The sequence below is a fragment of the Streptomyces sp. DSM 120436 genome (assembly GCF_055778765.1).
In genome coordinates this window covers 1,205,061-1,226,146 of record NZ_JBSKBS010000002.1, presented here as the reverse complement: position 1 = coordinate 1,226,146, position 21,086 = coordinate 1,205,061, and the positions used below count along the sequence as shown (strand labels likewise).

Here is a 21,086-nt window from a genome sequence, read left to right as displayed (position 1 = left end):
AGAGCCAGCGGTACTGCGGCGCCCCCGACCGGGGACGCCGCCGGGCAAGGAGGGCCGCATGACCGTACGGCGAGTAATGGGCATCGAGACGGAGTACGGAATCTCCGTCCCCGGCCACCCGAACGCCAATGCCATGCTCACCTCGTCCCAGATCGTGAACGCCTACGCGGCGGCGATGCACCGGGCCCGCCGGGCCCGCTGGGACTTCGAGGAGGAGAATCCGCTGCGGGACGCGCGAGGCTTCGACCTCGCCCGCGAGGCCGCCGACGCCAGCCAGCTCACCGACGAGGACATCGGCCTGGCGAACGTCATCCTGACCAACGGCGCGCGGCTCTACGTCGACCACGCCCATCCGGAGTACAGCGCCCCCGAGGTCACCAACCCGCGGGACGCCGTCCTCTGGGACAAGGCCGGCGAGCGGATCATGGCGGAGGCGGCGGAGCGGGCCGCGCAGCTTCCCGGCGCCCAGCCGATCCACCTGTACAAGAACAACACCGACAACAAGGGCGCGTCCTACGGCACGCACGAGAACTACCTGATGAAGCGGGAGACCCCCTTCTCGGACATCGTGCGCCATCTGACGCCGTTCTTCGTCTCCCGGCAGGTCTTCACCGGCGCCGGCCGGGTCGGCATCGGCCAGGACGGCCACGAGCACGGCTTCCAGATCAGCCAGCGGGCGGACTACTTCGAGGTCGAGGTGGGCCTCGAGACCACGCTGAAGCGCCCGATCATCAACACGCGCGACGAGCCGCACGCGGACGCCGAGAAGTACCGGCGGCTGCACGTGATCATCGGTGACGCGAACCTTTCCGAGATCTCGACCTACCTCAAGCTCGGGACGACCGCGCTGGTGCTGTCCATGATCGAGGACGGGTTCATCGCGGTGGACCTGGCCGTGGACCAGCCGGTGCGGACGCTGCACCAGGTGTCGCACGATCCGTCGCTGAAGCACTTGGTCACGCTGCGCAGCGGCCGGACCCTGACCGCGGTGCAGCTCCAGATGGAGTACTACGAGCTGGGCCGCAAGTACGTCGAGGAGCGCTTCGGGGACGACGCCGACGAGCAGACCAAGGACGTCCTCGCCCGCTGGGAGGACACGCTCACCCGGCTGGAGAACGACCCGATGAGCCTCGCCGGCGAACTGGACTGGGTCGCCAAGCGGGAGCTCATGGAGGGCTACCGGCGCCGCGACAGCCTCGACTGGGACGCCGCCCGGCTGCACCTGGTCGACCTGCAGTACGCCGACGTGCGTCCCGAGAAGGGCCTCTACAACCGTCTGGTGGCCCGCGGACGCATGAAGCGGCTGCTGGACGAGGCAGAGGTCGAGCGCGCCCGCACGGAGCCTCCGGAGGACACCCGCGCCTACTTCCGCGGGCGGTGCCTGGAGCAGTACGCGGACGACGTCGCGGCGGCCTCCTGGGACTCGGTGATCTTCGATCTGCCGGGCCGGGACTCGCTGCAGCGGGTCCCAACCCTGGAACCGCTTCGCGGAACGCGTAATCACGTCAAGGCGCTGCTGGACCGCTGCCGGACGGCGGAGGACCTGGTCAGGGTGCTTTCCGGCGGGTGAACGGGTGAGCCGCGCACGTCCGGGTACCTGCGGGTACCCGGACGGACCGGCCGGACGGGGTGGAAAGCCGCCCGTCCGGGAATCATCGAGGTGGTCCCCGTGGGTTGGAGCAACTGCGGGGGCATTGTCGGACCCGGCTTGTAGGGTCTGATCTTGACCGAGCAACTGTGTCGGGCGAACCGAGCGGGGTGAGGGTGATGGCGACCAAGGACACCGACGGCGGACAGCAGAAGGCCACGCGGTCCACCGAGGAGGTCGAGGAGCAGGCGGCGGAGGCGCAGGCTTCGGAGGACCTCAAGGAGCGTCACGAGAAGCTCAGCGACGACGTGGACGACGTCCTGGACGAGATCGACGACGTGCTCGAGGCCAACGCCGAGGACTTCGTGCGGTCCTTCGTGCAGAAGGGCGGCGAGTAGCCTCACCGGCTTCGCCGGTCCGGCAGTCACGGCGGTGGCGGGCGAGCGGTGAGGAGAGGGCGCTGTCCGCGGCCGGCCCCGGTGGGCCGCCGCGGGCGGCGTCCGCTCGGCTCCGGGCGTGCGGCCGGCCGTTCCAGATGCTGTTGTCGGAAATGTGGATCATTGCTGTGGGGCGGGTAGGGTCCGTGGCGTAATGTGCTTCAACTGCAATTCGGCCATCGGCAAGTTGGGAGATGATCCCGACGCTGTTCGTCGGGCAGCTGCCTACCTGGAAGGAACTTCGTGGAAGCCAACACTCCTGGCACCGGGCGTCTGCCGGCTGCCTTCCTGACGCCGGGCTCCTCCTCCTTCATGGACTTCCTCTCCGAGCACCAGCCGGAGCTGTTGCCGGGCAAGAGGACGTTGCCGCCCGTGCAGGGCGTGATCGAGGCGCCGCACGGCACGACCATCGTCGCCGTCACCTTCCCCGGCGGTGTGGTCCTCGCCGGTGACCGGCGAGCCACCATGGGGAACGTCATCGCGCAGCGGGACATCGAGAAGGTGTTCCCGGCCGACGAGTACTCGGCGGTCGGCATCGCCGGCACGGCGGGCCTGGCCGTGGAGATGGTCAAGCTGTTCCAGCTCGAGCTCGAGCACTTCGAGAAGGTCGAGGGCGAGCAGCTGTCGCTGGAGGGCAAGGCGAACCGGCTGTCGACGATGATCCGCTCGAACCTGGGCATGGCCATGCAGGGCCTGGCCGTGGTGCCTCTCTTCGCCGGGTACGACGTGGACCGCGAGAAGGGGCGGATCTTCTCCTACGACGTCACCGGCGGGCGGTCCGAGGAGCACGGGTACGCCGCCACCGGATCCGGGTCGATCTTCGCGCGCGGTGCGATGAAGAAGCTGTTCCGGGAGGATCTGAGCGAGGCCGAGGCCACCACGCTGGTGGTGCAGGCGCTCTACGACGCGGCAGACGACGACTCGGCGACCGGTGGTCCCGATGTCGCCCGCCGGATCTATCCGATCGTCACCGTGATCACCGAGGACGGCTACCGCCGGCTCTCCGAGGACGAGGCGTCCGACATCGCCCGGTCCGTGCTGGAGCGCAGGCTGGAGCGGCCGGACGGTCCGCGGGCCTCGTTGCTGTAGTGCGTGCGGGCCGGATGGTCCGGTTGGTTCAGGGTGGTCCAGTGACTTCGACAGAAAGGGACGGGTAACCGGTGTCGACGCCGTTCTATGTCTCACCTCAGCAGGCGATGGCCGACCGGGCGGAGTACGCCCGCAAGGGCATCGCCCGTGGCCGCAGCCTGGTCGTGCTGCAGTACGCCGACGGGATCGTGTTCGTCGGCGAGAACCCGTCCCGTGCGCTGCACAAGTTCAGCGAGATCTACGACCGGATCGGGTTCGCCGCCGCCGGTAAGTACAACGAGTACGAGAATCTGCGGATCGGTGGTGTCCGGTACGCCGATCTGCGGGGCTACACCTATGACCGGAACGACGTGACGGCGCGAGGTCTGGCGAACGTCTACGCGCAGACGCTCGGCACGATCTTCTCCAGCGTGGGGGAGAAGCCGTACGAGGTGGAAGCTGGTGGTGGCCGAGGTCGGGGAGACCCCGGAGCACGACCAGATCTACCGGCTGCCGCACGACGGGTCGATCGTGGACGAGCACGGCTCGGTGGCGGTGGGGGGCAACGCGGAGCAGATCAGCGGATACCTCGACCAGCGGCACCGGGACGGGATGACGCTGGCGGAGGCGCTGAAGCTGGCGGTTCAGGCGTTGTCGCGGGACACCAACGGCAGTGAGCGGGAGATTCCCGCGGAGCGGCTGGAGGTGGCCGTGCTGGACCGGACGCGGCCGCAGAAGCGGAAGTTCAAGCGGATCGAGGGGCGGCAGTTGGTGCGGCTCCTTGAGGCGGGCGGCACGGAGGAGACCGCCTCCGGCGGGGACGTGGAGTAACTTGCGGCGGCGGATGCCGGTGCGGGTGCCTGCGGCGCAGTGTTCCCGCCCGGCGGGGTTGCGGTCCGGCGCCTGCGGTGCGGGGCGCTGTGGCTGAGGTTCTACGCCTGCGGCGCAGGGTTGCTGTGCGGTGGGGGCGGGCGTAGCGCCCACGGTCGGTGGGCGGTGCGGGGCCGCGGTGGGGGCGGTCGTCCTCGGTCTGGCGCGACTGTGCGTCTTGGTCAGTGAAGGGTGCGGACGCGCCGGCCGCTGCGGGCGCCCACCCCGTCCCCTTCCCGCCGCGAGCGGCTACGCCCCGCCTACGCCGGGTGCCTTGCCTCGCCGTACGCGGCTACATTCCGCTCACGCCGGGTTCCCCGCCTTGTCGTACGCGGCTACCGCCCGGTCGTTCGGGGGCGTGCCCCGGACGACTGTGGGCATGCATGCCGCCTGGAGCGCCCCCTTCGGAGGAGGCACTCCGTAAGCGCCGGGTTGCGCCGGTACCTCCGGCCCGCGCCCGTGGTTCACGGCACCCGGGTCGTCGAGCCCCGGACCTCCAGGTGGACCGGGATGTCCGTGCCGGAGGGCTGCTCGCCGTTCAGGACGGCCAGCAGCGCCTGCATGCCCCGTTCGCCGAAGAGTTCCGCGTCCAGGCGGACCGTTGTCAGCTCCGGGTCGATGGCCGTGGCCAGGGCCAGGTCGTCCATGCCCGTGACCGAAAGGTCCGCCGGGACGCGCAGTCCCAGACGGCGGGCGGCCTTGTACGCGCCCGCAGCGAGCTGGTCGTCGTCGCAGACGACCGCCGTGGGCCGGTCCCCGGCGGCCAGTGCGGCCTCGGCGGCGGCTTCCGCCCCCTTGATGGAGATCGGTGAGCGGGCCGTCCGCAGGGACGTACCCGGCACCTGCCGCAGCCGTGCCTCCAGCTCCCGCGCGCGGACCTCGAAGGTCCAGGACGGTACGTCCGCCCCCAGGTGCAGGAAGTGGCGGTGGCCCAGGCCGAGCAGGTGCTCCGTGACCTGCCGGACGCCGTCGGCGATGTCCAGGTTCACCGTGGTCCCGCCGGCGGAGGGGTCGCTGTCCAGCATGACGAGCGGCAGCTGGTCGCCGCGGATGGCGGTCAGGGCCTCCGCCGCCATGGAGGAGGCGATGACGCCGTCCAGTGCGGCCTGGGCGCTGGCGAACGGGTCGCGGGCCGGGCCGATGCCCTCGGGAGAGGGGTAGAGGACCACGCCGAAGCCGTGCCGGGAGGCCACCCGCGCCGCGCCGGTGTAGACGCCCGCGAAGAACTCCGTGGTCAGGGCGGGCACGACCAGCAGCACCGTACGCGTGCGGCCCAGCCGCAGATTGCGGGCCGCGAGATTGGGGCGGTAGCCGAGGGTGCGGGCGGCCTCGCGGACGCGTTCCGCCGTGGCCTCGGAGACCCGGCCGCGCCACTTGTCGCCCAGCACCAGGGACACCGCGGCCTGGGAGACGCCCGCTTCCCGGGCGACGTCCCGGCTCGTGGGGCGGACGCCGGCTCTGGGCACCGTCGCTCCTTCGTCTGGACCGGTGAACAGCGGTCATGGTACGTATGGAGAGTTAAGTTATACGTAACACTTCCACGGGAGGGCCGGCATGGCGACGGGATACCTGGAGATTCTCCGGGCGCGGTACGCCGCCCGGCTGCTCGTGGGCACGCTGGTGGGACGGCTCCCCAACGCGACCGCCCCGATCGCCATCGTGCTGTTCGTGCGCGCCGAGGGCGGGTCGTACAGCCTGGCCGGCGTGCTCGCCGCGGTGTACGGCGTGGCCAACGCGGTGGGGCAGCCGGTGCTCGGGCGCCTGGTCGACCTGAAGGGCCAGCCCCGGGTGCAGCTGCCGGCGGCGCTGCTGTCGGCGGTGGCGATGGGCGTGTTCGCCTTCGCGGGCACCGGGTCGCCGGTCGTGGCGTACGGCGCCGTCGCGCTGGCGGGGCTGTTCACGCCGCCGCTGGAGGGCGGGCTGCGGGCGCTGTGGTCCTCGGTGCTCCCCAGGGAGGAGCACGTGCACCGGGCCTACGCCCTGGACGCCGTGGCCCAGGAGGTGATGTTCACCGTCGGGCCGCTGCTCGTGACGGTGTGCGTCTCCCTGTGGTCGGCCCAGGCCGCGCTGCTCGTGCTGAACGTCATCGGGGTGCTGGGGGCCCTGTCCGTGGCCGTCTCGCAGCCTTCGCGGGCCTGGCGGTCCGCGCCGCGTGAGGCGCACTGGCTGGGGGCGCTGCGGTCGCCGGGGCTCATCGCGCTGCTCGGGGCCTTCCTGGCCGTCGGGATGGCGATGGGGTCCATCACGGTCGCCGCCGTGACGTACGCCGACGATCACGGCGGCGACACCGTCTACGGCTGGCTGATGGCGGCGCTCGGGCTCGGCGCGCTGATCGGCGGCACGGCGTACGGGGCGCGGCAGTGGGCCGGGGAGCCCGCACGGCGGCTCCAGGTGATCGTGGCGCTGCTGGCCCTCTGCTACCTGCCGCTGATGCTGAGGCCGGACCCGGTGGCCATGACGTTGCTCGCCGCGGTCGCCGGTCTCTTCCTGGCCCCGGCCATCGCCTGTGCGTTCGTGCTGGTGGACCGACACGCCCCGCGCGGGACGGTCACCGAGGCGTTCTCCTGGCTGGTGACCACGTTCACCGTCGGCGCGTCGTTCGGGACCGGTGTGACCGGTCCGGTGGTCGAGGCGGGCGGGGCGCTGTGGGGATTCGCCGTGCCGGGGGCCGCTGGCGGCGTGTCGCTGCTGGTTTTGATCGCCACCGGACGGGTATTGGCGGTTCCGGCCAGGACTGCGGTTGTCGCGGCCGGTTCGGAAAATGATCCGAACCGTGCCGTCGAACCCCGTTTCAGCTCGAAGGATCGGGCGTAATGTTCCCTCATGGACCGCCGCATTTTCGGGCTGGAGAACGAGTACGGCGTCACGTGCACGTTCAGGGGACAGCGCCGCCTGTCGCCTGACGAGGTGGCGCGGTACCTCTTCCGCCGTGTCGTGTCATGGGGCCGAAGCAGCAACGTCTTTCTGCGGAACGGCGCCCGCCTCTATCTCGACGTGGGGTCACATCCGGAATACGCAACGCCGGAATGTGACAACGTGACCGAACTGGTCACCCACGACAAGGCCGGCGAGCGCATTCTCGAAGGACTCCTGGTGGACGCCGAACGACGCCTGCACGAGGAGGGAATCGCGGGCGACGTCTACCTCTTCAAGAACAACACCGACTCGGCGGGCAACTCCTACGGGTGCCACGAGAACTACCTCGTCGCCCGGCACGGGGAGTTCTCCCGGCTCGCGGACATCCTCATCCCGTTCCTGGTGACGAGGCAGCTGCTGTGCGGAGCCGGCAAGGTGCTGCAGACGCCGCGGGGCGCCGTCTACTGCGTCAGCCAGCGCGCCGAGCACATCTGGGAGGGCGTCTCCTCGGCGACGACCCGCTCCCGGCCGATCATCAACACGCGCGACGAACCGCACGCGGACGCCGAGCGCTACCGCCGGCTGCACGTCATCGTCGGCGACTCGAACATGTCCGAGACGACCATGCTGCTCAAGGTCGGCGCCACCGACCTGGTGCTGCGCATGATCGAGGCGGGCACCGTCATGCGCGACCTCACCCTGGAGAACCCGATCCGGGCGATCCGCGAGGTCAGCCACGACATCACGGGGCGCCGCAAGGTGCGCCTGGCCAGCGGACGGGAGGCGTCCGCGCTGGAGGTGCAGCGCGAGTACTACGAGAAGGCGCTGGACTTCTGCGAGCGCCGCGGCATCCGCACCGGCACCGTCGAGCAGGTGCTGGAGCTGTGGGGCCGCACGCTGGACGCGATCGAGTCCGAGGACCTCGACCGCATCGGCACCGAGATCGACTGGGTCATGAAGTACAAGCTGCTCGAGCGCTACCGCGCCAAGCACAACATGACCATGTCGCACCCGCGGGTCGCGCAGATAGACCTCGCGTACCACGACATCCACCGCCGTCGTGGCCTGTACTACCTGCTCGAGAAGAAGGGACAAGCCGCCCGGATCTGCAACGACCTGAAGATCTTCGAGGGCAAGTCCGTGCCGCCGCAGACCACTCGGGCCCGGCTGCGCGGCGACTTCATCCGGCGTGCCCAGGAGCAGCGGCGGGACTTCACCGTCGACTGGGTGCACCTCAAGCTCAACGACCAGGCCCAGCGCACCGTGTTGTGCAAGGACCCGTTCCGTTCGGTGGACGAGCGGGTGGAGAAGCTGATCGCCGGCATGTGAGAGGACGCGTCCCCCGGGGGCCGACGAAACACCCGGAACGTCACACGGGCGCCGTACGTTACACCGTGCGGCGCCCTCCTCACGCCGTAGAGTTGCGCGGACGCCACCCACAAGATCGACGATTACGAGGCCCCCACCGTGCGCCGACGCTCACTTCTCATCGCCGTCCCCGCTGGACTGGCCACCCTCGCCGCGTGCGGCGACGACAAGTCCGATTCCGGCAAGGCCAGCGAGACGGCCTCTCCCTCGGAGCCCGAGACGTCGGCGGCGCCGTCGCCGAAGATCGTCGAGGGCCCGCTGCCGGCGATCACGGCCGGGACGAAGTTCGGCGAGAAGCCGACCGTCGCCAAGGGCAGCGGCGACCCCTCCAAGGACCTCGCGGTGAAGACGGTCATCGCGGGCGGCGGCCGCACGATCGCCGAGAACGACTTCGTCGTGGCCCACTACCTGGGCCAGGTGTGGAGCACCGCAAAGGTGTTCGACAACTCGTACGACCGCAAGGAGCCGCTGGCCATCCAGCTCGCCCAGGGCACGATCATCGACGGCTGGCGCTACGGGCTGGTCGGCAGGAAGGCCGGCAGCCGCGTCCAGATGGCCGTCCCGCCCACCTGGGGCTACGGCGAGCAGGGCAACGAGCAGGCGGGCATCAAGGGCACCGACACGCTGGTGTTCGTGATCGACGTGCAGGACACGTTCAACGCCAGGAGCTCCGCCCAGGGCACCGACGTCGCCCAGGACGACATCGACCTGCCGAAGGTCGGCACCAACACCGACGGCAAGGCCCCCTCCATCGAGGTGCCCGACTCCGACGCGCCGAAGAAGCTCGTGGCGAACTACGTCATCGAGGGCGACGGCGAGGAGGTCGGCGCCGAGGACAGCGTCCTGGTGCAGTACAAGGGCGTGCTGTGGGACGGCGGCAAGGAGTTCGACTCCACGTACGGCCGCGGCCAGCTGACGTCCTTCTCGCTCCAGCAGGTCGTCAAGGGCTGGGCGCAGGGCCTGACCGGCAAGAAGGTCGGCAGCCGCGTCCTCATCGTCATCCCGCCGGAGCTGGGCTACGGCGACAACCCGCCGCAGGGCAGCGAGATCAAGAAGGACTCCACGCTGGTCTTCTCCGTGGACATCCTCGCGAAGCTGTGACCCCCGCCGGGATGTAAGACTGTGCGTGTTCGCCTTTCCGCAGACAAGCAGGAGCATGAAGACGTGAGCATCGACAAGCCCGAGATCGACTTCCCGGGCGGCGAGCCCCCGGCGGACCTCGAGATCAAGGACATCTGGGAGGGCGACGGCGAGGTGGCGAAGGCGGGTCAGACCGTCACCGTCCACTACGTGGGCGTCGCCTTCAGCACCGGCGAGGAGTTCGACGCCAGCTGGAACCGTGGCACCCCCTTCCGGTTCCCGCTGGGCGGCGGCCGGGTCATCAAGGGCTGGGACCAGGGCGTGCAGGGCATGAAGGTCGGCGGCCGCCGCCAGCTGACCATCCCCGCCCACCTCGCCTACGGCAACCAGAGCCCCACCCCGGCGATCAAGCCCGGTGAGACCCTGATCTTCGTGGTCGATCTGCTCGGCGTCTGATCCGACCGGAGCCGATCGCCGAGGGTCCACGCCTGTCCGGGCGCGGGCCCTCGGCTTTCACCACGCCACCCCGGGGCGGTACGGTCGTCGGTCGTAAGCACCATAGGGAGGCGAAGCGCGTCGATGGCCATTGCCAAGGCGGAGCGGCTGATGAATCTCGCGCTGTGTCTGCTCGGGACGCGGCGGCCGCTCACCAAGCGCGAACTGCGCGAGTCCATCGAGGCGTACCTCGAAGCGGGCTCCGACGACTCCTTCAACCGCATGTTCGAGCGCGACAAGGACGACCTGCGCGAACTCGGACTGGTCATCGAGACCGTCGAGAACCTCGAGGGCGAGACGGGCTACCTCGCCCGCCGCGACAGCAACCGGCTCCCACCCATCACCCTGGACGCCGAGGAGGCCGCCGCCCTCGGGCTCGCCGCGAAGGTGTGGCAGCAGGCCAGGCTGGCCGGCGCGGCCAGCGGCGCCCTGCAGAAGCTGCGCGCCGCGGGACTCCCCGAGGACGTCGACCCGTACGGCGCGCACGGCGCGCTGGAGCCGCGCATCCCGGTGCACGAGGCCGCGTTCGAGCCGCTGATGCTCGCCTGCCGCGACCGCCGCCCGGTCGTCTTCGACTACCGCAAGGCCAACGCCGCGCAGCCCGAGCAGCGGCACGTCGAGCCGTGGGCGCTGGAGTGCTGGCGCGGCCACTGGTACCTGGCCGGCTGGGACCGCGACCGCGGCGCCGAGCGGGTCTTCCGGCTGTCCCGGATCACCGGCAAGGTGCGCTCGCGCGCCGGCCGGTTCACCGTGCCGGTGCCGGACGTCGTCACCGTGCGGGAGACCGTGGCGAGCTGGGCGGGGGAGACCGCCGACCGCTCGGCGCGGATCCGGCTGCGCTCCGACGCCGGCTTCCCGCTCCGGGCCAAGGCCGCCTCGGTCCGGGAACTCGGGAACGGCTGGGACGAGCTGGAGATCCCGTACGGGCACGGACTGGACGCCTGGCTGGTGGAGTTCGGACCGGACGTGGTGGTGCTGGAGCCCGAGGAACTGCGGGCCGACGTGGTGGACCGGCTGCGCGCCGTGGCCAAGGGCTGAGGGGGAGCGGACGAGAACGTGGCAGGCAAACCGGTCAGGCCCGTGAACGCCATCGACCAGACCCGGCGGATGCTGTCCCTGGTGACGTATCTGCGCGAGCGGCCCGGCGCCCGCATCGAGGACGTCGCGCGCGCCTTCGGCATCACCGAGGACGAACTGGTCTCCGACCTCGACGTGCTGCCCATGTGCGGCACCAGCTTCCGCGGCGGCGACCTGCTGGACATCGACACCGACGGCGAGCGCATCTGGTGGCACAACCCGGCCGCCCTGGGCGCCGACGCGGCCGAGCCGCTGCGCCTGGCCGCCGACGAGGCCACCGCGCTGCTCGTCGCCGCCCGCGCCGTGGCCACACTGCCGGGGTTGCGCGAGGGCGACCGGCAGGCGCTGCTGCGGGCCACCGCCAAGGTGGAGACCGCGGCCGGGGAGGCGGCGGGCGCCAGCTCCCGGCTCTCGGTGACCTTCGAGTCCGAGGGCGGCGTCTTCGCGGACGTCGACCGGGCCATCGCCGAGCGCCGCCGGCTGTGGATCCGCTACTACTCGCCCGCCCGCGACGAGGTCACCGAGCGCGAGATCGACCCCATCCGCCTGGTCAGCGTCGGACACACCTATGTCGAGGCGTGGTGCCGCCGCTCCGAGGCGCGCCGCACCTTCCGGCTGGACCGGGTCGCCGAGATCAAGATCCTCGACGAGCCGTCCGCGCCGCCCGAGGTGGAGCTGCGCGACCTGTCCGAGGGGCTGGTGCAGCCCGCGGCCGAGGACCCGGAGGTGGTCGTCGAGGTAGGGCCGGGCGGGCGCTGGGTCGCCGAGTACTACCCGCACGACAGCGCGGACGAGCTTCCCGACGGCGGACTCCGCATCACCCTGCGCACCCCCGACCCCGCGTCGCTGCGGCGGTTGGCGCTGCGGCTCGGCCGCGACGGGCGCATCGTGGAGCCGCAGGAGCTGGCCGAGAGCGCCCGCCGGGCGGCCCGTGAGGCGCTGGCGGCGTACGACGGGGCCGAGGCGGCCGGATGACCGGGCAGGACGACAGGCAGGAGCGAGGGCTTTGAGCGAGTCGGCGACCACAGGGGCACGGGGCATGACGGCGGCGTCCGCGTTCGCCGGGATGAGGAACGTGGCCCCGGTGATGTTCCGGGCGGGCTGCCCGGACTGCCGGGAGCGCTTCGAACTCTCCGCGAGCGCGCTACGGCTGGCGATCGGCGCCAGCCGCCGCACCACGTTCTACTCCTTCACCTGCCCCGAGTGCGGCGCCGCCGTCCGCAAGCCGGCGGGGGAGCGGATCGTCGAGCTGCTGACCGGCGGCGGGGTGCGTACCCTGCGGCTGCACTCGACCGTCTAGGCTCGACCCCATGTTCTGGCCGATGTTCGCCGTAGCCCTGGGGTTCCTCGGGCTGATGGTGCTCGCAGTGCTCGCCGTCCGGGTCTTCGTCGAGGCGGAGCGCCTCGGCAGGCAGGTCGCGGACTCGGCCCGGCGCATCGGCCGCGCCGCCGAGGACCTGGAGCGCGCGGCCACGAGCACGGCCCGCTCGGCGGAGGCCCTGTAGCGGCGGGGCGCCGCACCGGCGGGTCCGCAGTCCGGACGGGCCGCCGCACCCTGTCACTGGCCGGGTCCCGGCAGGTACGCTGCTGATCGCGGCCCGGAGAACGAGGCCCGGACCGCGGACGGGAGTACGCACAGGGATTGCCGGACGTTCACCCCTGGGCGTTACGATCGCTGTCTGCACCGTCCTTCGGACGCATGTCCGACCGGTCGGACAGCCACCCACCCACCCGCCTCGGTGAGAAGGTAAAGACTTATGGGACGGCTCGGACCTACCGAGATCATTCTGATCCTCGTCGTCATCATCCTGCTGTTCGGGGCGAAGAAGCTCCCCGACATGGCGCGGTCGCTCGGCAAGTCGGCCCGCATCCTGAAGAGCGAGGCGAAGGCGATGAAGGAGGACAACAAGTCCTCCGCTCCGGCCGACCCGCCGGCCAACGGCGAGCAGCCCCCGGCGCAGCGCACCATCCAGGCCGCCCCCGGCGACGTGACCAGCTCCCGCCCGGTCACTGAGCAGACGGACACGACCAAGCGCTGACGCAGGGCCGGTGACCTCCGGCCCGCCGCACGAGATGGGAACGTGGGTTGCTCAAGTCTGCCCGCAAACAGCAGAGGGATCCCGAGGGGCGGATGCCTCTTGTGGAACACCTGCGCGAGCTGCGCAACCGCCTGGCCAAGGCCGTGCTCGCGATCGTCGTGGTGTCGGTCGTCGCCGCGTTCTACAGCGAACAGCTCATGCAGTTCCTGGCCGAGCCGGTGCCCAAGTGTGACGACCTGACGAACAGCGACGGCGGCAACTGCGCCATCGTGTCGTTCAACACACTGACCTCGCCGTTCACCACGACGATCAAGGTGAGCCTCATGGCGGGCCTGGTGATCTCCAGCCCGGTCTGGCTCTACCAGCTGTGGGCCTTCGTCGCGCCCGGACTGCACCGGCACGAGAAGAAGTACACCTACGTCTTCACCGCGGCCGCGGTGCCGCTGTTCGTCGGCGGCGCCCTTCTCTCGTACGTCATCCTCCCGGTCAGCATCAAGGTGCTGCTCAGTCTCACGCCCGGGGGATCGGCGAACATCCTGTCGCTCGACGAGGTCCTGGACTTCACCATCCGCATGGTGCTGGTCTTCGGCCTGGCCTTCGAGCTGCCGCTGCTCCTGACCATGCTCAACATGGTGGGCATCGTGTCCGGCCGCCGGATGGCGGGCTGGTGGCGCGGTGTCGTCATGGGCGTCTTCGTCTTCGGCGCGATCGCCACGCCCACCACCGACCCGGTGGGCATGCTCGCGCTGTCCGGGCCGATCGTCGTCCTGTACTTCGCCGCCGTGGGCCTCGCGCTGCTGAACGACAGACGGCGCGCCCGCAAGGAGGCACAGGGACCGGCCGACGACGAGGCGTCCGAGCTCGACCACACGCCTGAGGCCGTCGAACCGGCCGAACCGGTCACCACGCTGCCCGAGCAGACCTCCCGGGACCGCGTCAACGGTTATGACGACGTGACCTGAGGACGGGCCGGCACCTCATAGGGTCGCTCCCGTGACCAGCGAGATCACCCTCTTCGTGAACCCCGCCGCGGGCGGCGGCCGGGGCGCCCGCGCGGCGCGGGCGGCTGCCTCCGCGCTGCGGGACGCCGGCTTCCACGTCGGTACCGTGACGGGCGACGGCCCCGAGGACGCGCTGTCCCGGGCGCGTACCGCCGTCGAGGAGGGCACCGGCGCGCTGATCGCCGTCGGGGGCGACGGCATGGCGCACCTCGCCCTGCAGGCCGTCGTCGGCACGGGCACCCCCTTCGGCCTGGTGGCCGCGGGCACGGGCAACGACTTCGCCCGGGCGCTCGGCATGCCCCTGCGCGAACCCGCCACGGCCGGCCGGATGATCGCCGACGCCCTCAGGAGCGGGCGGTCCCGTGACATCGACCTCGGCCGGATCGGCGACCGCTGGTTCGGCGCCGTGCTCGCCTCCGGCTTCGACTCCCGGGTCAACGACCGGGGCAACCGGATGCGCGTCCCCCTCGGACGTTTCACGTACGACCTGGCGGTGGTCGCCGAGCTGGCCGCCTTCCGGCCGCTGCCGTACCGGATCACCCTGGACGGCGGGGACGTCCGCGAGGTCGAGGCGACGCTGGTGGCCGTCGGGAACGGGCCGTCGTACGGCGGGGGCATGCGGATATGCCCCGGGGCGGACCTCACCGACGGGCTGTTCGACATCACGGTGGTCGGCGCGTGCAGCCGGGCCACGCTGCTGCGGGTGTTCCCGCGGGTCTACCGGGGGACGCACGTCGACCACCCCGCGGTGACCGTGCTGCGGGCGGCGAGCGTGGAGCTGGCCGCCGCGGACGTCACCGGCTACGCGGACGGCGAACCCGTCGGACCGCTGCCGCTGACCGCCCACTGTGTGCCGGGAGCGGTCCGGGTCGTCGGCCCCTGAGGGGGCGGTCCCGGCGTCACCTCCCCCACGCGGACGATCCGGATAATGATCGTCCTGTTGTCGGTGCGGCCCGGTACGCTCGAAAGCACGATGACAGAGGACCTCTCACCGGCCGAGCGGTACGCGGCAGCACGCAGGCGCGCTGCCGAGCAGGCCACCTCGCTCGCCTCCTTCCGCGAGATGTACGACTTCGGCCTCGACCCCTTCCAGGTGGAGGCCTGCCGGGCCCTGGAGGCCGGGAAGGGCGTGCTGGTCGCCGCCCCCACCGGATCCGGCAAGACGATCGTCGGCGAGTTCGCCGTCCACCTCGCCCTCCAGCAGGGCAAGAAGTGCTTCTACACGACCCCCATCAAGGCGCTGTCGAACCAGAAGTACGCCGACCTGTGCCGCCGCTACGGCAGCGACAAGGTGGGCCTGCTCACCGGTGACAACAGCGTCAACTCCGAGGCGCCCGTGGTCGTGATGACCACCGAGGTGCTGCGGAACATGCTGTACGCCGGGTCGCGGACCCTCCTCGGCCTCGGCTACGTGGTCATGGACGAGGTGCACTACCTCTCCGACCGCTTCCGGGGCGCCGTCTGGGAGGAGGTGATCATCCACCTCCCCGAGTCGGTGACCCTGGTCTCCCTCTCGGCGACGGTGTCCAACGCCGAGGAGTTCGGCGACTGGCTGGACACCGTCCGCGGGGACACCGAGGTGATCGTCTCCGAGCACCGGCCCGTGCCGCTGTTCCAGCACGTGCTGGCCGGCCGCCGGATGTACGACTTGTTCGAGGAGGGGGAGGGCCACAGGAAGGCCGTCAACCCCGACCTGACGCGCATGGCCCGGCTGGAGGCGAGCCGCCCGTCCTGGGGCGACCGCCGGCGGGGCCGCAACGGCATGCGGGAGGCGGACCGCGAGCGGGAGCGCAGACAGCGCTCACGCGTGTGGACGCCGAGCCGGCCGGAGGTCATCGAGCGGCTCGACGCCGAGGGCCTGCTGCCCGCCATCACCTTCATCTTCAGCCGGGCCGCCTGCGAGGCCGCGGTGCAGCAGTGCCTGTACGCGGGCCTGCGGCTCAACGACGAGGAGGCGCGGGCCCGCGTCCGCTCCCTGGTGGAGGAGCGCACCGCCTCCATCCCGCCCGAGGACCTGCACGTGCTCGGCTACTACGAGTGGCTGGAGGGCCTCGAGCGCGGTATCGCCGCCCACCACGCGGGCATGCTGCCGACCTTCAAGGAGGTCGTCGAGGAGCTGTTCGTGCGCGGACTGGTGAAGGCGGTGTTCGCGACCGAGACGCTGGCGCTGGGCATCAACATGCCCGCGCGCTCGGTGGTGCTGGAGAAGCTGGTCAAGTGGAACGGCGAGCAGCACGCCGACATCACCCCCGGCGAGTACACCCAGCTCACCGGCCGGGCGGGCCGCCGCGGCATCGACGTCGAGGGCCACGCCGTGGTGCTGTGGCAGCGCGGGATGAACCCCGAGCACCTCGCGGGACTGGCCGGCACGCGCACCTATCCGCTGCGCTCCAGCTTCAAGCCGTCGTACAACATGGCGGTCAACCTGGTCGAGCAGTTCGGGCGGCACCGCTCGCGGGAGCTGCTGGAGACGTCGTTCGCGCAGTTCCAGGCGGACAAGTCGGTCGTCGGCATCTCGCGCCAGGTGCAGCGCAACGAGGAGGGGCTGGAGGGCTACAAGGCCTCGATGACCTGCCACCTCGGCGACTTCGAGGAGTACGCGCGGCTGCGCCGGGAGCTGAAGGACCGGGAGAACGAACTGGCCAGGCAGGGCCAGACCCAGCGGCGCGCGGAGGCCGCCGTCGCGCTGGAGAAGCTGAAGCCCGGTGACGTCATCCACGTGCCCACCGGCAAGTACGCGGGGCTGGCGCTGGTGCTCGACCCGGGGCTGCCCGCGGGGCGGACCGACGGCCACCGGGGCATGGAGTACCACGACGGTCCGCGCCCGCTGGTGCTGACCGCCGAGCGGCAGGTGAAGCGGCTGGCGTCGATCGACTTCCCGGTGCCCGTGGAGGCGCTGGAGCGGATGCGGATCCCGAAGTCCTTCAACCCGCGCTCCCCGCAGTCCCGCCGGGACCTGGCCTCCGCGCTGCGCACCAAGGCCGGCCACATAGTGCCCGACCGGCACCGCAAGAAGCGCGCCCCGGCGGCCGACGACCGGGAGATCGCGCGGCTGCGCAAGGCGCTGCGGGCGCACCCGTGCCACGGCTGCCAGGACCGCGAGGACCACGCCCGCTGGGCCGAGCGCTACCACCGGCTGCTGCGGGACACCTCGCAGCTGGAGCGGCGCATCGAGGGCCGGACGAACACCATCGCCCGCACCTTCGACCGCATCGTGGCGCTGCTGACGGAGATGGACTACCTGCGCGGCGACGAGGTCACCGAGCACGGCAGGCGGCTGGCCCGGCTGTACGGCGAGCTCGACCTGCTGGCCAGCGAATGCCTGCGCGAGCGGGTCTGGGAGGGCCTCGGCCCCGCCGAACTCGCCGCGTGCGTCTCGGCGCTGGTGTACGAGTCGCGGGTCGCCGACGACGCGATGGCGCCCAAGCTGCCCGCGGGCAGGGCGAAGGCGGCGCTCGGCGAGATGGTCCGCATCTGGGGCCGGCTGGACGCGCTGGAGGAGGACTTCCGGATCAGCCAGACCGAGGGCGTGGGCCAGCGCGAGCCCGACCTGGGTTTCGCCTGGGCCGCCTACATGTGGGCCTCCGGCAAGGGCCTGGACGAGGTGCTGCGCGAGGCGGAGATGCCGGCCGGCGACTTCGTGCGCTGGTGCAAGCAGGTCATCGACGTGCTGGGGCAGATCTCCGCGGCGGCCCCGGCCGTCGAGGGCTCGACGGTCGCGAAGAACGCCCGCAAGGCCGTGGACGGTCTGCTGCGCGGGGTGGTGGCCTACTCCTCCGTGGGCTGACCGCCCTCGCCGTCGTCCCCGGAAGCCCGGTGCGCCCCCGCGCGCCGGGCTTCCGCGCTGTGCGCGCCCTCGTGCGGCCGCATCACCGGCGGCCCGGGCGGGAAGGATGAGGAGCGCCTGCGAGAGGCCGACGACCGCCGTTCCGAGGGCCGGGTCATCCGTGACGGTGAGTGGCCGTCGTACGTCTGTACGTCGTGACGTGGTGTGTTCGATCGACGCCGGATCGTGTAAATGACTCCGAGCGTACTCCTGCCTCGGGGGCCGATTCCGGCACTTGCTGAATATGACTTGGCGATGATCCCGCCGGGCTAAGCTCGCCCGCAGCGCACCGAGTTGAGACGAATTCGTGCGCTTGTTCCCCTATGTGCACGTTCCCGACCGTCAGTCGACACGCTTCAGAGGGCTCACATGGCGAGTGTCCACCTTCCCTACGCACGCGCGCTGGTGCTGCCGGCCATAGTGATGGCCGCGGCGACCGGAGCCGCCGTCGCCCTGGTGACGGAGCCCGCCCGGATCGCCGTCGGCGTGTGCGGTGCCGTGGCGACCCTGCTGGTGGCCGCCACCGCCGCCGAGGCGGCGCGCCGCGGCCGGGTGCTGCGGGAGGCGCACGCCGAACACGAGCGTCACCGTGCGTGTCTGGAGGCGCGGATCGCCGCCCACGACACGGAGACCGAGTACTTCATCCAGAAGGTCTTCCCCACCTGCCTGGGCCACCTGCACGCCGGCAACGAGCCGGACGAGGTGATGCGCGACCTGCCGCGGCTCAACCCGTCCTGGCGGGACCTGCCCAAGTACCAGCAGGTGCTGCTGCGCCAGGTCCTCCAGATCATCGACGACGAGGAGAACCTGCGTGACTCCTCGCTGCGCTCCTTCGTCTCCATCGCCCGCCGCGTCCAGGCCATCGTCCACCAGCAGGCCAAGGAACTGCGGGAGATGGAGGAGGACCACGGCCGCAACCCCGAGGTCTTCGACGACCTGCTGCGCATCGACCACGGCACCGCGCTGATCGGCCGCCTCGCCGACTCCATCTCCGTCCTCGGAGGCGGCCGCCCCGGACGCCAGTGGCCCAAGCCGGTCGCGCTCTACAGCGTGCTGCGCGGCGCCATGTCCCGCATCCTCGAGTACCGCCGCATCGACCTGAAGTCGATCGCCAAGATCAACATCAAGGGCATCCACGTCGAGCCGGTCATCCACGCCGCCGCCGAACTCCTCGACAACGCCACCCGCTACTCGCCGCCCACCAGCAAGGTCAGCGTCACCGCGACCGAGGTGCAGACCGGCGTCGCCATCGAGATCGAGGACGCCGGCGTCAGCCTCGACGAGCAGGCCCGCGCCCGCATCGAGGACATCCTCGACCGCGCCCAGCGCGGCGTCGACCTCCAGGAGATCGGCGGCAACCCGCGCCTCGGCCTCGCCGTCGTCGGCCGCCTGTGCACCCAGTTCAGCATGCAGGTGTCGCTGCGGGCCTCCGCCTACGGCGGCGTCCGCGCCGTCCTCGTCGTCCCCAGCGAGATGATCACCGACGAGCCCGGCGTCGGTCTCGCCCACGGCATCGGCGCCACCGCCGTGCCCCGCCCCGTCGACGCCCTCCCCGGTCCGCAGCGCCCCCCGAAGAGGCGCCGTCCCACCAGCCCCCTCATCCCCGCCACGGCCGCCCTCGAGGACGACGTCCCCGAGGTCACCGAGTGGACCGCGGGCGGACTGCCGCAGCGCCGCAGCCGCGTGAAGACCCCGCTCGCCCAGCGCTACGCCGAGCAGGCGGCCGCCGAGCGCGCCGAGCGCGAGGCCAAGGAGCGCGGCGAGGAGTACCACGACATCTGGGCGGCGGCCGAGCCCGAGAAGAAGAAGCGGAACGACCGCGAACCCGGGCTGTGGGTCGACGCCTTCTGGGAGGGCCTGAAGAAGGACCTCGACCCGGGCGTCCACCCCACCGACTTCACCCGGAACCCGACCGCCTACCTGCATCTCATCAACGAACCGGCCCGCACCGAGGCCGAGGACGAGGGGGACCTCAAGTGATCCAGCAGCGAGCCAACTTCGACTGGATGCTCAAGGAGCTCGCCGACGGCGTACCCGGCGTCGAGATGATCGTGGTGCTCTCCGCCGACGGCCTGCGCATCGCCCGCTACGGCGGCGAGCCGGACGCGGCCGACCGGGTCGCCGCCGCCTGCGCCGGCGTGCAGAGCCTCGCCTCCGCCGTCGCGCAGGAACTCCCGTACGGCGACGGCGAGATGAAGATGGTGCTCATCGAGATCGATGAGGGCTACTTCTATCTCATGGCGGCCGGCGCCAACGCCTACCTCGCGGTCCTCTCCGACATGACCTGTGAACCCGGCCGCATGGGCGGCATGATGCGCGACCTCGTCGTCCGCATCGGCGCCCATCTGACCAGTCCGCCCCGACGGAACGGGCAGACCGTATGACTCCTCCGCAACGCCAGAGGCGCACCCCCGCGCAGCCGGCCGCCCCGGCCCCGAAGGAGGGCGCGGGCGGCAACCCGGAGCGGCTGTACGTCGTGGCCGGACCGGACGGCGAGCGCGCCGACATCGACCTGGTCACCCTGATCGTGGCGCGCTCCCCGGACCCCCCGCCCTCCGCGACCCCCGAGCAGGCGGCGCTGCTCCGGCTCTGCGTCGCCCCCCTGTCCGCGGCCGAGCTGTCGGCCTATCTCAGTCTGCCGTTCAGCGTGGTGACCGTGCTGGTCACCGAACTGCTGACGGCGGAACTGGTCCAGGCGCGCTCCTCCATCGTCCGCAAGACGCTCCCGGACCGTTCCCTTCTCGAAGCGGTGATGCATGGACTTCAACGGCTCTGACGCCATCCCGGGCCCACGCGCCGAGGACCAGTTGCCCCACACGGCGCAGTCCGCGGTGAAGATCGTGATCGTCGGCGGGTTCGGGGTCGGCAAGACCACCATGGTCGGCTCGGTCAGCGAGATCAAACCGCTGACCACCGAGGAGACCATGACGCAGGCCGGCATCGGGGTCGACGACAACTACGGCTCCGCGTCCAAGACGGCCACCACCGTCGCCATGGACTTCGGCCGCATCAAGATCACCGACGAGCTGGTGCTGTACCTGTTCGGCACGCCGGGCCAGGAGCGCTTCTGGTTCCTGTGGAACGGCCTGTTCGAGGGCGCGCTCGGCGCGGTCGTGCTGGTCGACACCCGCCGCCTGGAGGTCAGCTTCGACGTCATGGGCCGCCTCGAGGAACGCGGTGTGCCCTTCGTCGTCGCCGTCAACTCCTTCCCGGACGCGCCCCGTTACCACCTCTCCGACCTGCGGGCCGCGCTCGACCTGACCGAGCAGATCCCCATCGTGGAATGCGACGTGCGGCGCCGCGCCTCCAGCCGCGACGTCCTGATGACCCTGATGCGCTTCCTGCACTCGCTCGCCATGACGGGCTCGCTCGCCTGACGCG

Annotated in this window: 21 protein-coding genes and 1 pseudogene; 21 read left to right on the top strand and 1 reads right to left on the bottom strand. The window is 71.3% G+C overall.

The genetic code is table 11. The annotated features are described in order from the left end of the window. Window positions 1–58: 58 nt before the first annotated feature. The 5 genes and pseudogenes from dop (at window position 59) to prcA (ending at window position 3,924) form a co-directional block, all read left to right on the top strand. Window positions 59–1,570 carry a depupylase/deamidase Dop gene (gene dop, locus ACWH4W_RS27595; RefSeq protein ID WP_342210913.1) on the top strand — a complete coding sequence of 504 codons (1,512 nt, stop codon included), beginning with the start codon at window positions 59–61 and terminating at the stop codon, window positions 1,568–1,570. Window positions 1,571–1,767: 197 nt separating this feature from the next. Next, window positions 1,768–1,986: a ubiquitin-like protein Pup gene (locus ACWH4W_RS27590; RefSeq protein ID WP_473078528.1), complete on the top strand. Its 219-nt coding sequence runs from the start codon at window positions 1,768–1,770 to the stop codon at window positions 1,984–1,986. Between the two features lie 118 nt (window positions 1,987–2,104). Then, window positions 2,105–2,317, top strand: a complete 213-nt coding sequence (locus ACWH4W_RS27585) for an endonuclease domain-containing protein (protein WP_473078527.1) — start codon at window positions 2,105–2,107, stop codon at window positions 2,315–2,317. Continuing rightward, complete coding sequence (gene prcB / locus ACWH4W_RS27580) at window positions 2,269–3,114, top strand: proteasome subunit beta (RefSeq protein WP_106415000.1); 846 nt, start codon at window positions 2,269–2,271, stop codon at window positions 3,112–3,114. Before ACWH4W_RS27585 ends, prcB begins: the two co-directional genes overlap by 49 nt. Before the next feature lie 71 nt (window positions 3,115–3,185). Continuing rightward, a pseudogene (gene prcA, locus ACWH4W_RS27575) lies at window positions 3,186–3,924 on the top strand (proteasome subunit alpha). A 503-nt stretch (window positions 3,925–4,427) separates the two neighbouring features. On the opposite strand, the gene ACWH4W_RS27570 reads toward prcA, so the two are convergent. Then, the gene (locus ACWH4W_RS27570) at window positions 4,428–5,429 is read right to left on the bottom strand and encodes a LacI family DNA-binding transcriptional regulator (protein ID WP_473078526.1); all 1,002 of its coding nucleotides are present in this window, start codon (window positions 5,427–5,429) and stop codon (window positions 4,428–4,430) included. A gap of 88 nt (window positions 5,430–5,517) precedes the next feature. Here ACWH4W_RS27570 and ACWH4W_RS27565 point away from each other — a divergent pair, with 88 nt between their 5' ends. From ACWH4W_RS27565 to ACWH4W_RS27490, 16 genes are all read left to right on the top strand, one after another. Next, a complete protein-coding gene (locus ACWH4W_RS27565) occupies window positions 5,518–6,777 on the top strand; it encodes an MFS transporter (protein WP_473078525.1) in 1,260 nt (419 codons plus the stop codon). Between the two features lie 9 nt (window positions 6,778–6,786). After that, on the top strand, window positions 6,787–8,148 hold the full coding sequence (pafA, locus tag ACWH4W_RS27560; RefSeq protein WP_142196373.1) for a Pup--protein ligase: 1,362 nt from the start codon (window positions 6,787–6,789) through the stop codon (window positions 8,146–8,148). Between the two features lie 138 nt (window positions 8,149–8,286). After that, complete coding sequence (locus ACWH4W_RS27555) at window positions 8,287–9,288, top strand: FKBP-type peptidyl-prolyl cis-trans isomerase (protein WP_473078524.1); 1,002 nt, start codon at window positions 8,287–8,289, stop codon at window positions 9,286–9,288. A gap of 63 nt (window positions 9,289–9,351) precedes the next feature. Next, window positions 9,352–9,723 (top strand): FKBP-type peptidyl-prolyl cis-trans isomerase, encoded by a 372-nt coding sequence (locus tag ACWH4W_RS27550; RefSeq protein WP_006132299.1) that lies wholly within the window; start codon window positions 9,352–9,354, stop codon window positions 9,721–9,723. Between the two features lie 123 nt (window positions 9,724–9,846). Beyond that, the gene (locus ACWH4W_RS27545; protein ID WP_473078523.1) at window positions 9,847–10,800 is read left to right on the top strand and encodes a helix-turn-helix transcriptional regulator; all 954 of its coding nucleotides are present in this window, start codon (window positions 9,847–9,849) and stop codon (window positions 10,798–10,800) included. A gap of 18 nt (window positions 10,801–10,818) precedes the next feature. Next, window positions 10,819–11,814, top strand: coding sequence for a helix-turn-helix transcriptional regulator (locus ACWH4W_RS27540; RefSeq protein ID WP_106415007.1), 996 nt, complete (start codon window positions 10,819–10,821; stop codon window positions 11,812–11,814). Window positions 11,815–11,878: 64 nt separating this feature from the next. Further along, a complete protein-coding gene (locus ACWH4W_RS27535) occupies window positions 11,879–12,139 on the top strand; it encodes a CpXC domain-containing protein (protein ID WP_473078522.1) in 261 nt (86 codons plus the stop codon). A gap of 10 nt (window positions 12,140–12,149) precedes the next feature. Next, a complete protein-coding gene (locus ACWH4W_RS27530; RefSeq protein ID WP_048460021.1) occupies window positions 12,150–12,344 on the top strand; it encodes a hypothetical protein in 195 nt (64 codons plus the stop codon). A gap of 252 nt (window positions 12,345–12,596) precedes the next feature. Then, window positions 12,597–12,878, top strand: coding sequence for a Sec-independent protein translocase subunit TatA (gene tatA / locus ACWH4W_RS27525; RefSeq protein ID WP_473078521.1), 282 nt, complete (start codon window positions 12,597–12,599; stop codon window positions 12,876–12,878). Between the two features lie 92 nt (window positions 12,879–12,970). Continuing rightward, the gene (gene tatC / locus ACWH4W_RS27520; RefSeq protein WP_473078520.1) at window positions 12,971–13,840 is read left to right on the top strand and encodes a twin-arginine translocase subunit TatC; all 870 of its coding nucleotides are present in this window, start codon (window positions 12,971–12,973) and stop codon (window positions 13,838–13,840) included. Window positions 13,841–13,871: 31 nt separating this feature from the next. After that, on the top strand, window positions 13,872–14,762 hold the full coding sequence (locus ACWH4W_RS27515) for a diacylglycerol kinase (RefSeq protein WP_473078519.1): 891 nt from the start codon (window positions 13,872–13,874) through the stop codon (window positions 14,760–14,762). 45 nt (window positions 14,763–14,807) lie between these two features. Next, window positions 14,808–17,666, top strand: a complete 2,859-nt coding sequence (locus ACWH4W_RS27510; RefSeq protein WP_473078518.1) for a DEAD/DEAH box helicase — start codon at window positions 14,808–14,810, stop codon at window positions 17,664–17,666. Between the two features lie 408 nt (window positions 17,667–18,074). Further along, window positions 18,075–19,685 (top strand): sensor histidine kinase, encoded by a 1,611-nt coding sequence (locus tag ACWH4W_RS27505; protein WP_473078517.1) that lies wholly within the window; start codon window positions 18,075–18,077, stop codon window positions 19,683–19,685. After that, window positions 19,682–20,089 carry a roadblock/LC7 domain-containing protein gene (locus ACWH4W_RS27500; protein WP_290004458.1) on the top strand — a complete coding sequence of 136 codons (408 nt, stop codon included), beginning with the start codon at window positions 19,682–19,684 and terminating at the stop codon, window positions 20,087–20,089. The genes ACWH4W_RS27505 and ACWH4W_RS27500 overlap by 4 nt, the downstream gene beginning before the upstream one ends. Continuing rightward, window positions 20,086–20,481 (top strand): DUF742 domain-containing protein, encoded by a 396-nt coding sequence (locus ACWH4W_RS27495; protein WP_473078516.1) that lies wholly within the window; start codon window positions 20,086–20,088, stop codon window positions 20,479–20,481. Before ACWH4W_RS27500 ends, ACWH4W_RS27495 begins: the two co-directional genes overlap by 4 nt. Then, window positions 20,462–21,082 (top strand): GTP-binding protein, encoded by a 621-nt coding sequence (locus ACWH4W_RS27490; RefSeq protein ID WP_473078515.1) that lies wholly within the window; start codon window positions 20,462–20,464, stop codon window positions 21,080–21,082. The genes ACWH4W_RS27495 and ACWH4W_RS27490 overlap by 20 nt, the downstream gene beginning before the upstream one ends. Window positions 21,083–21,086: the final 4 nt, after the last annotated feature.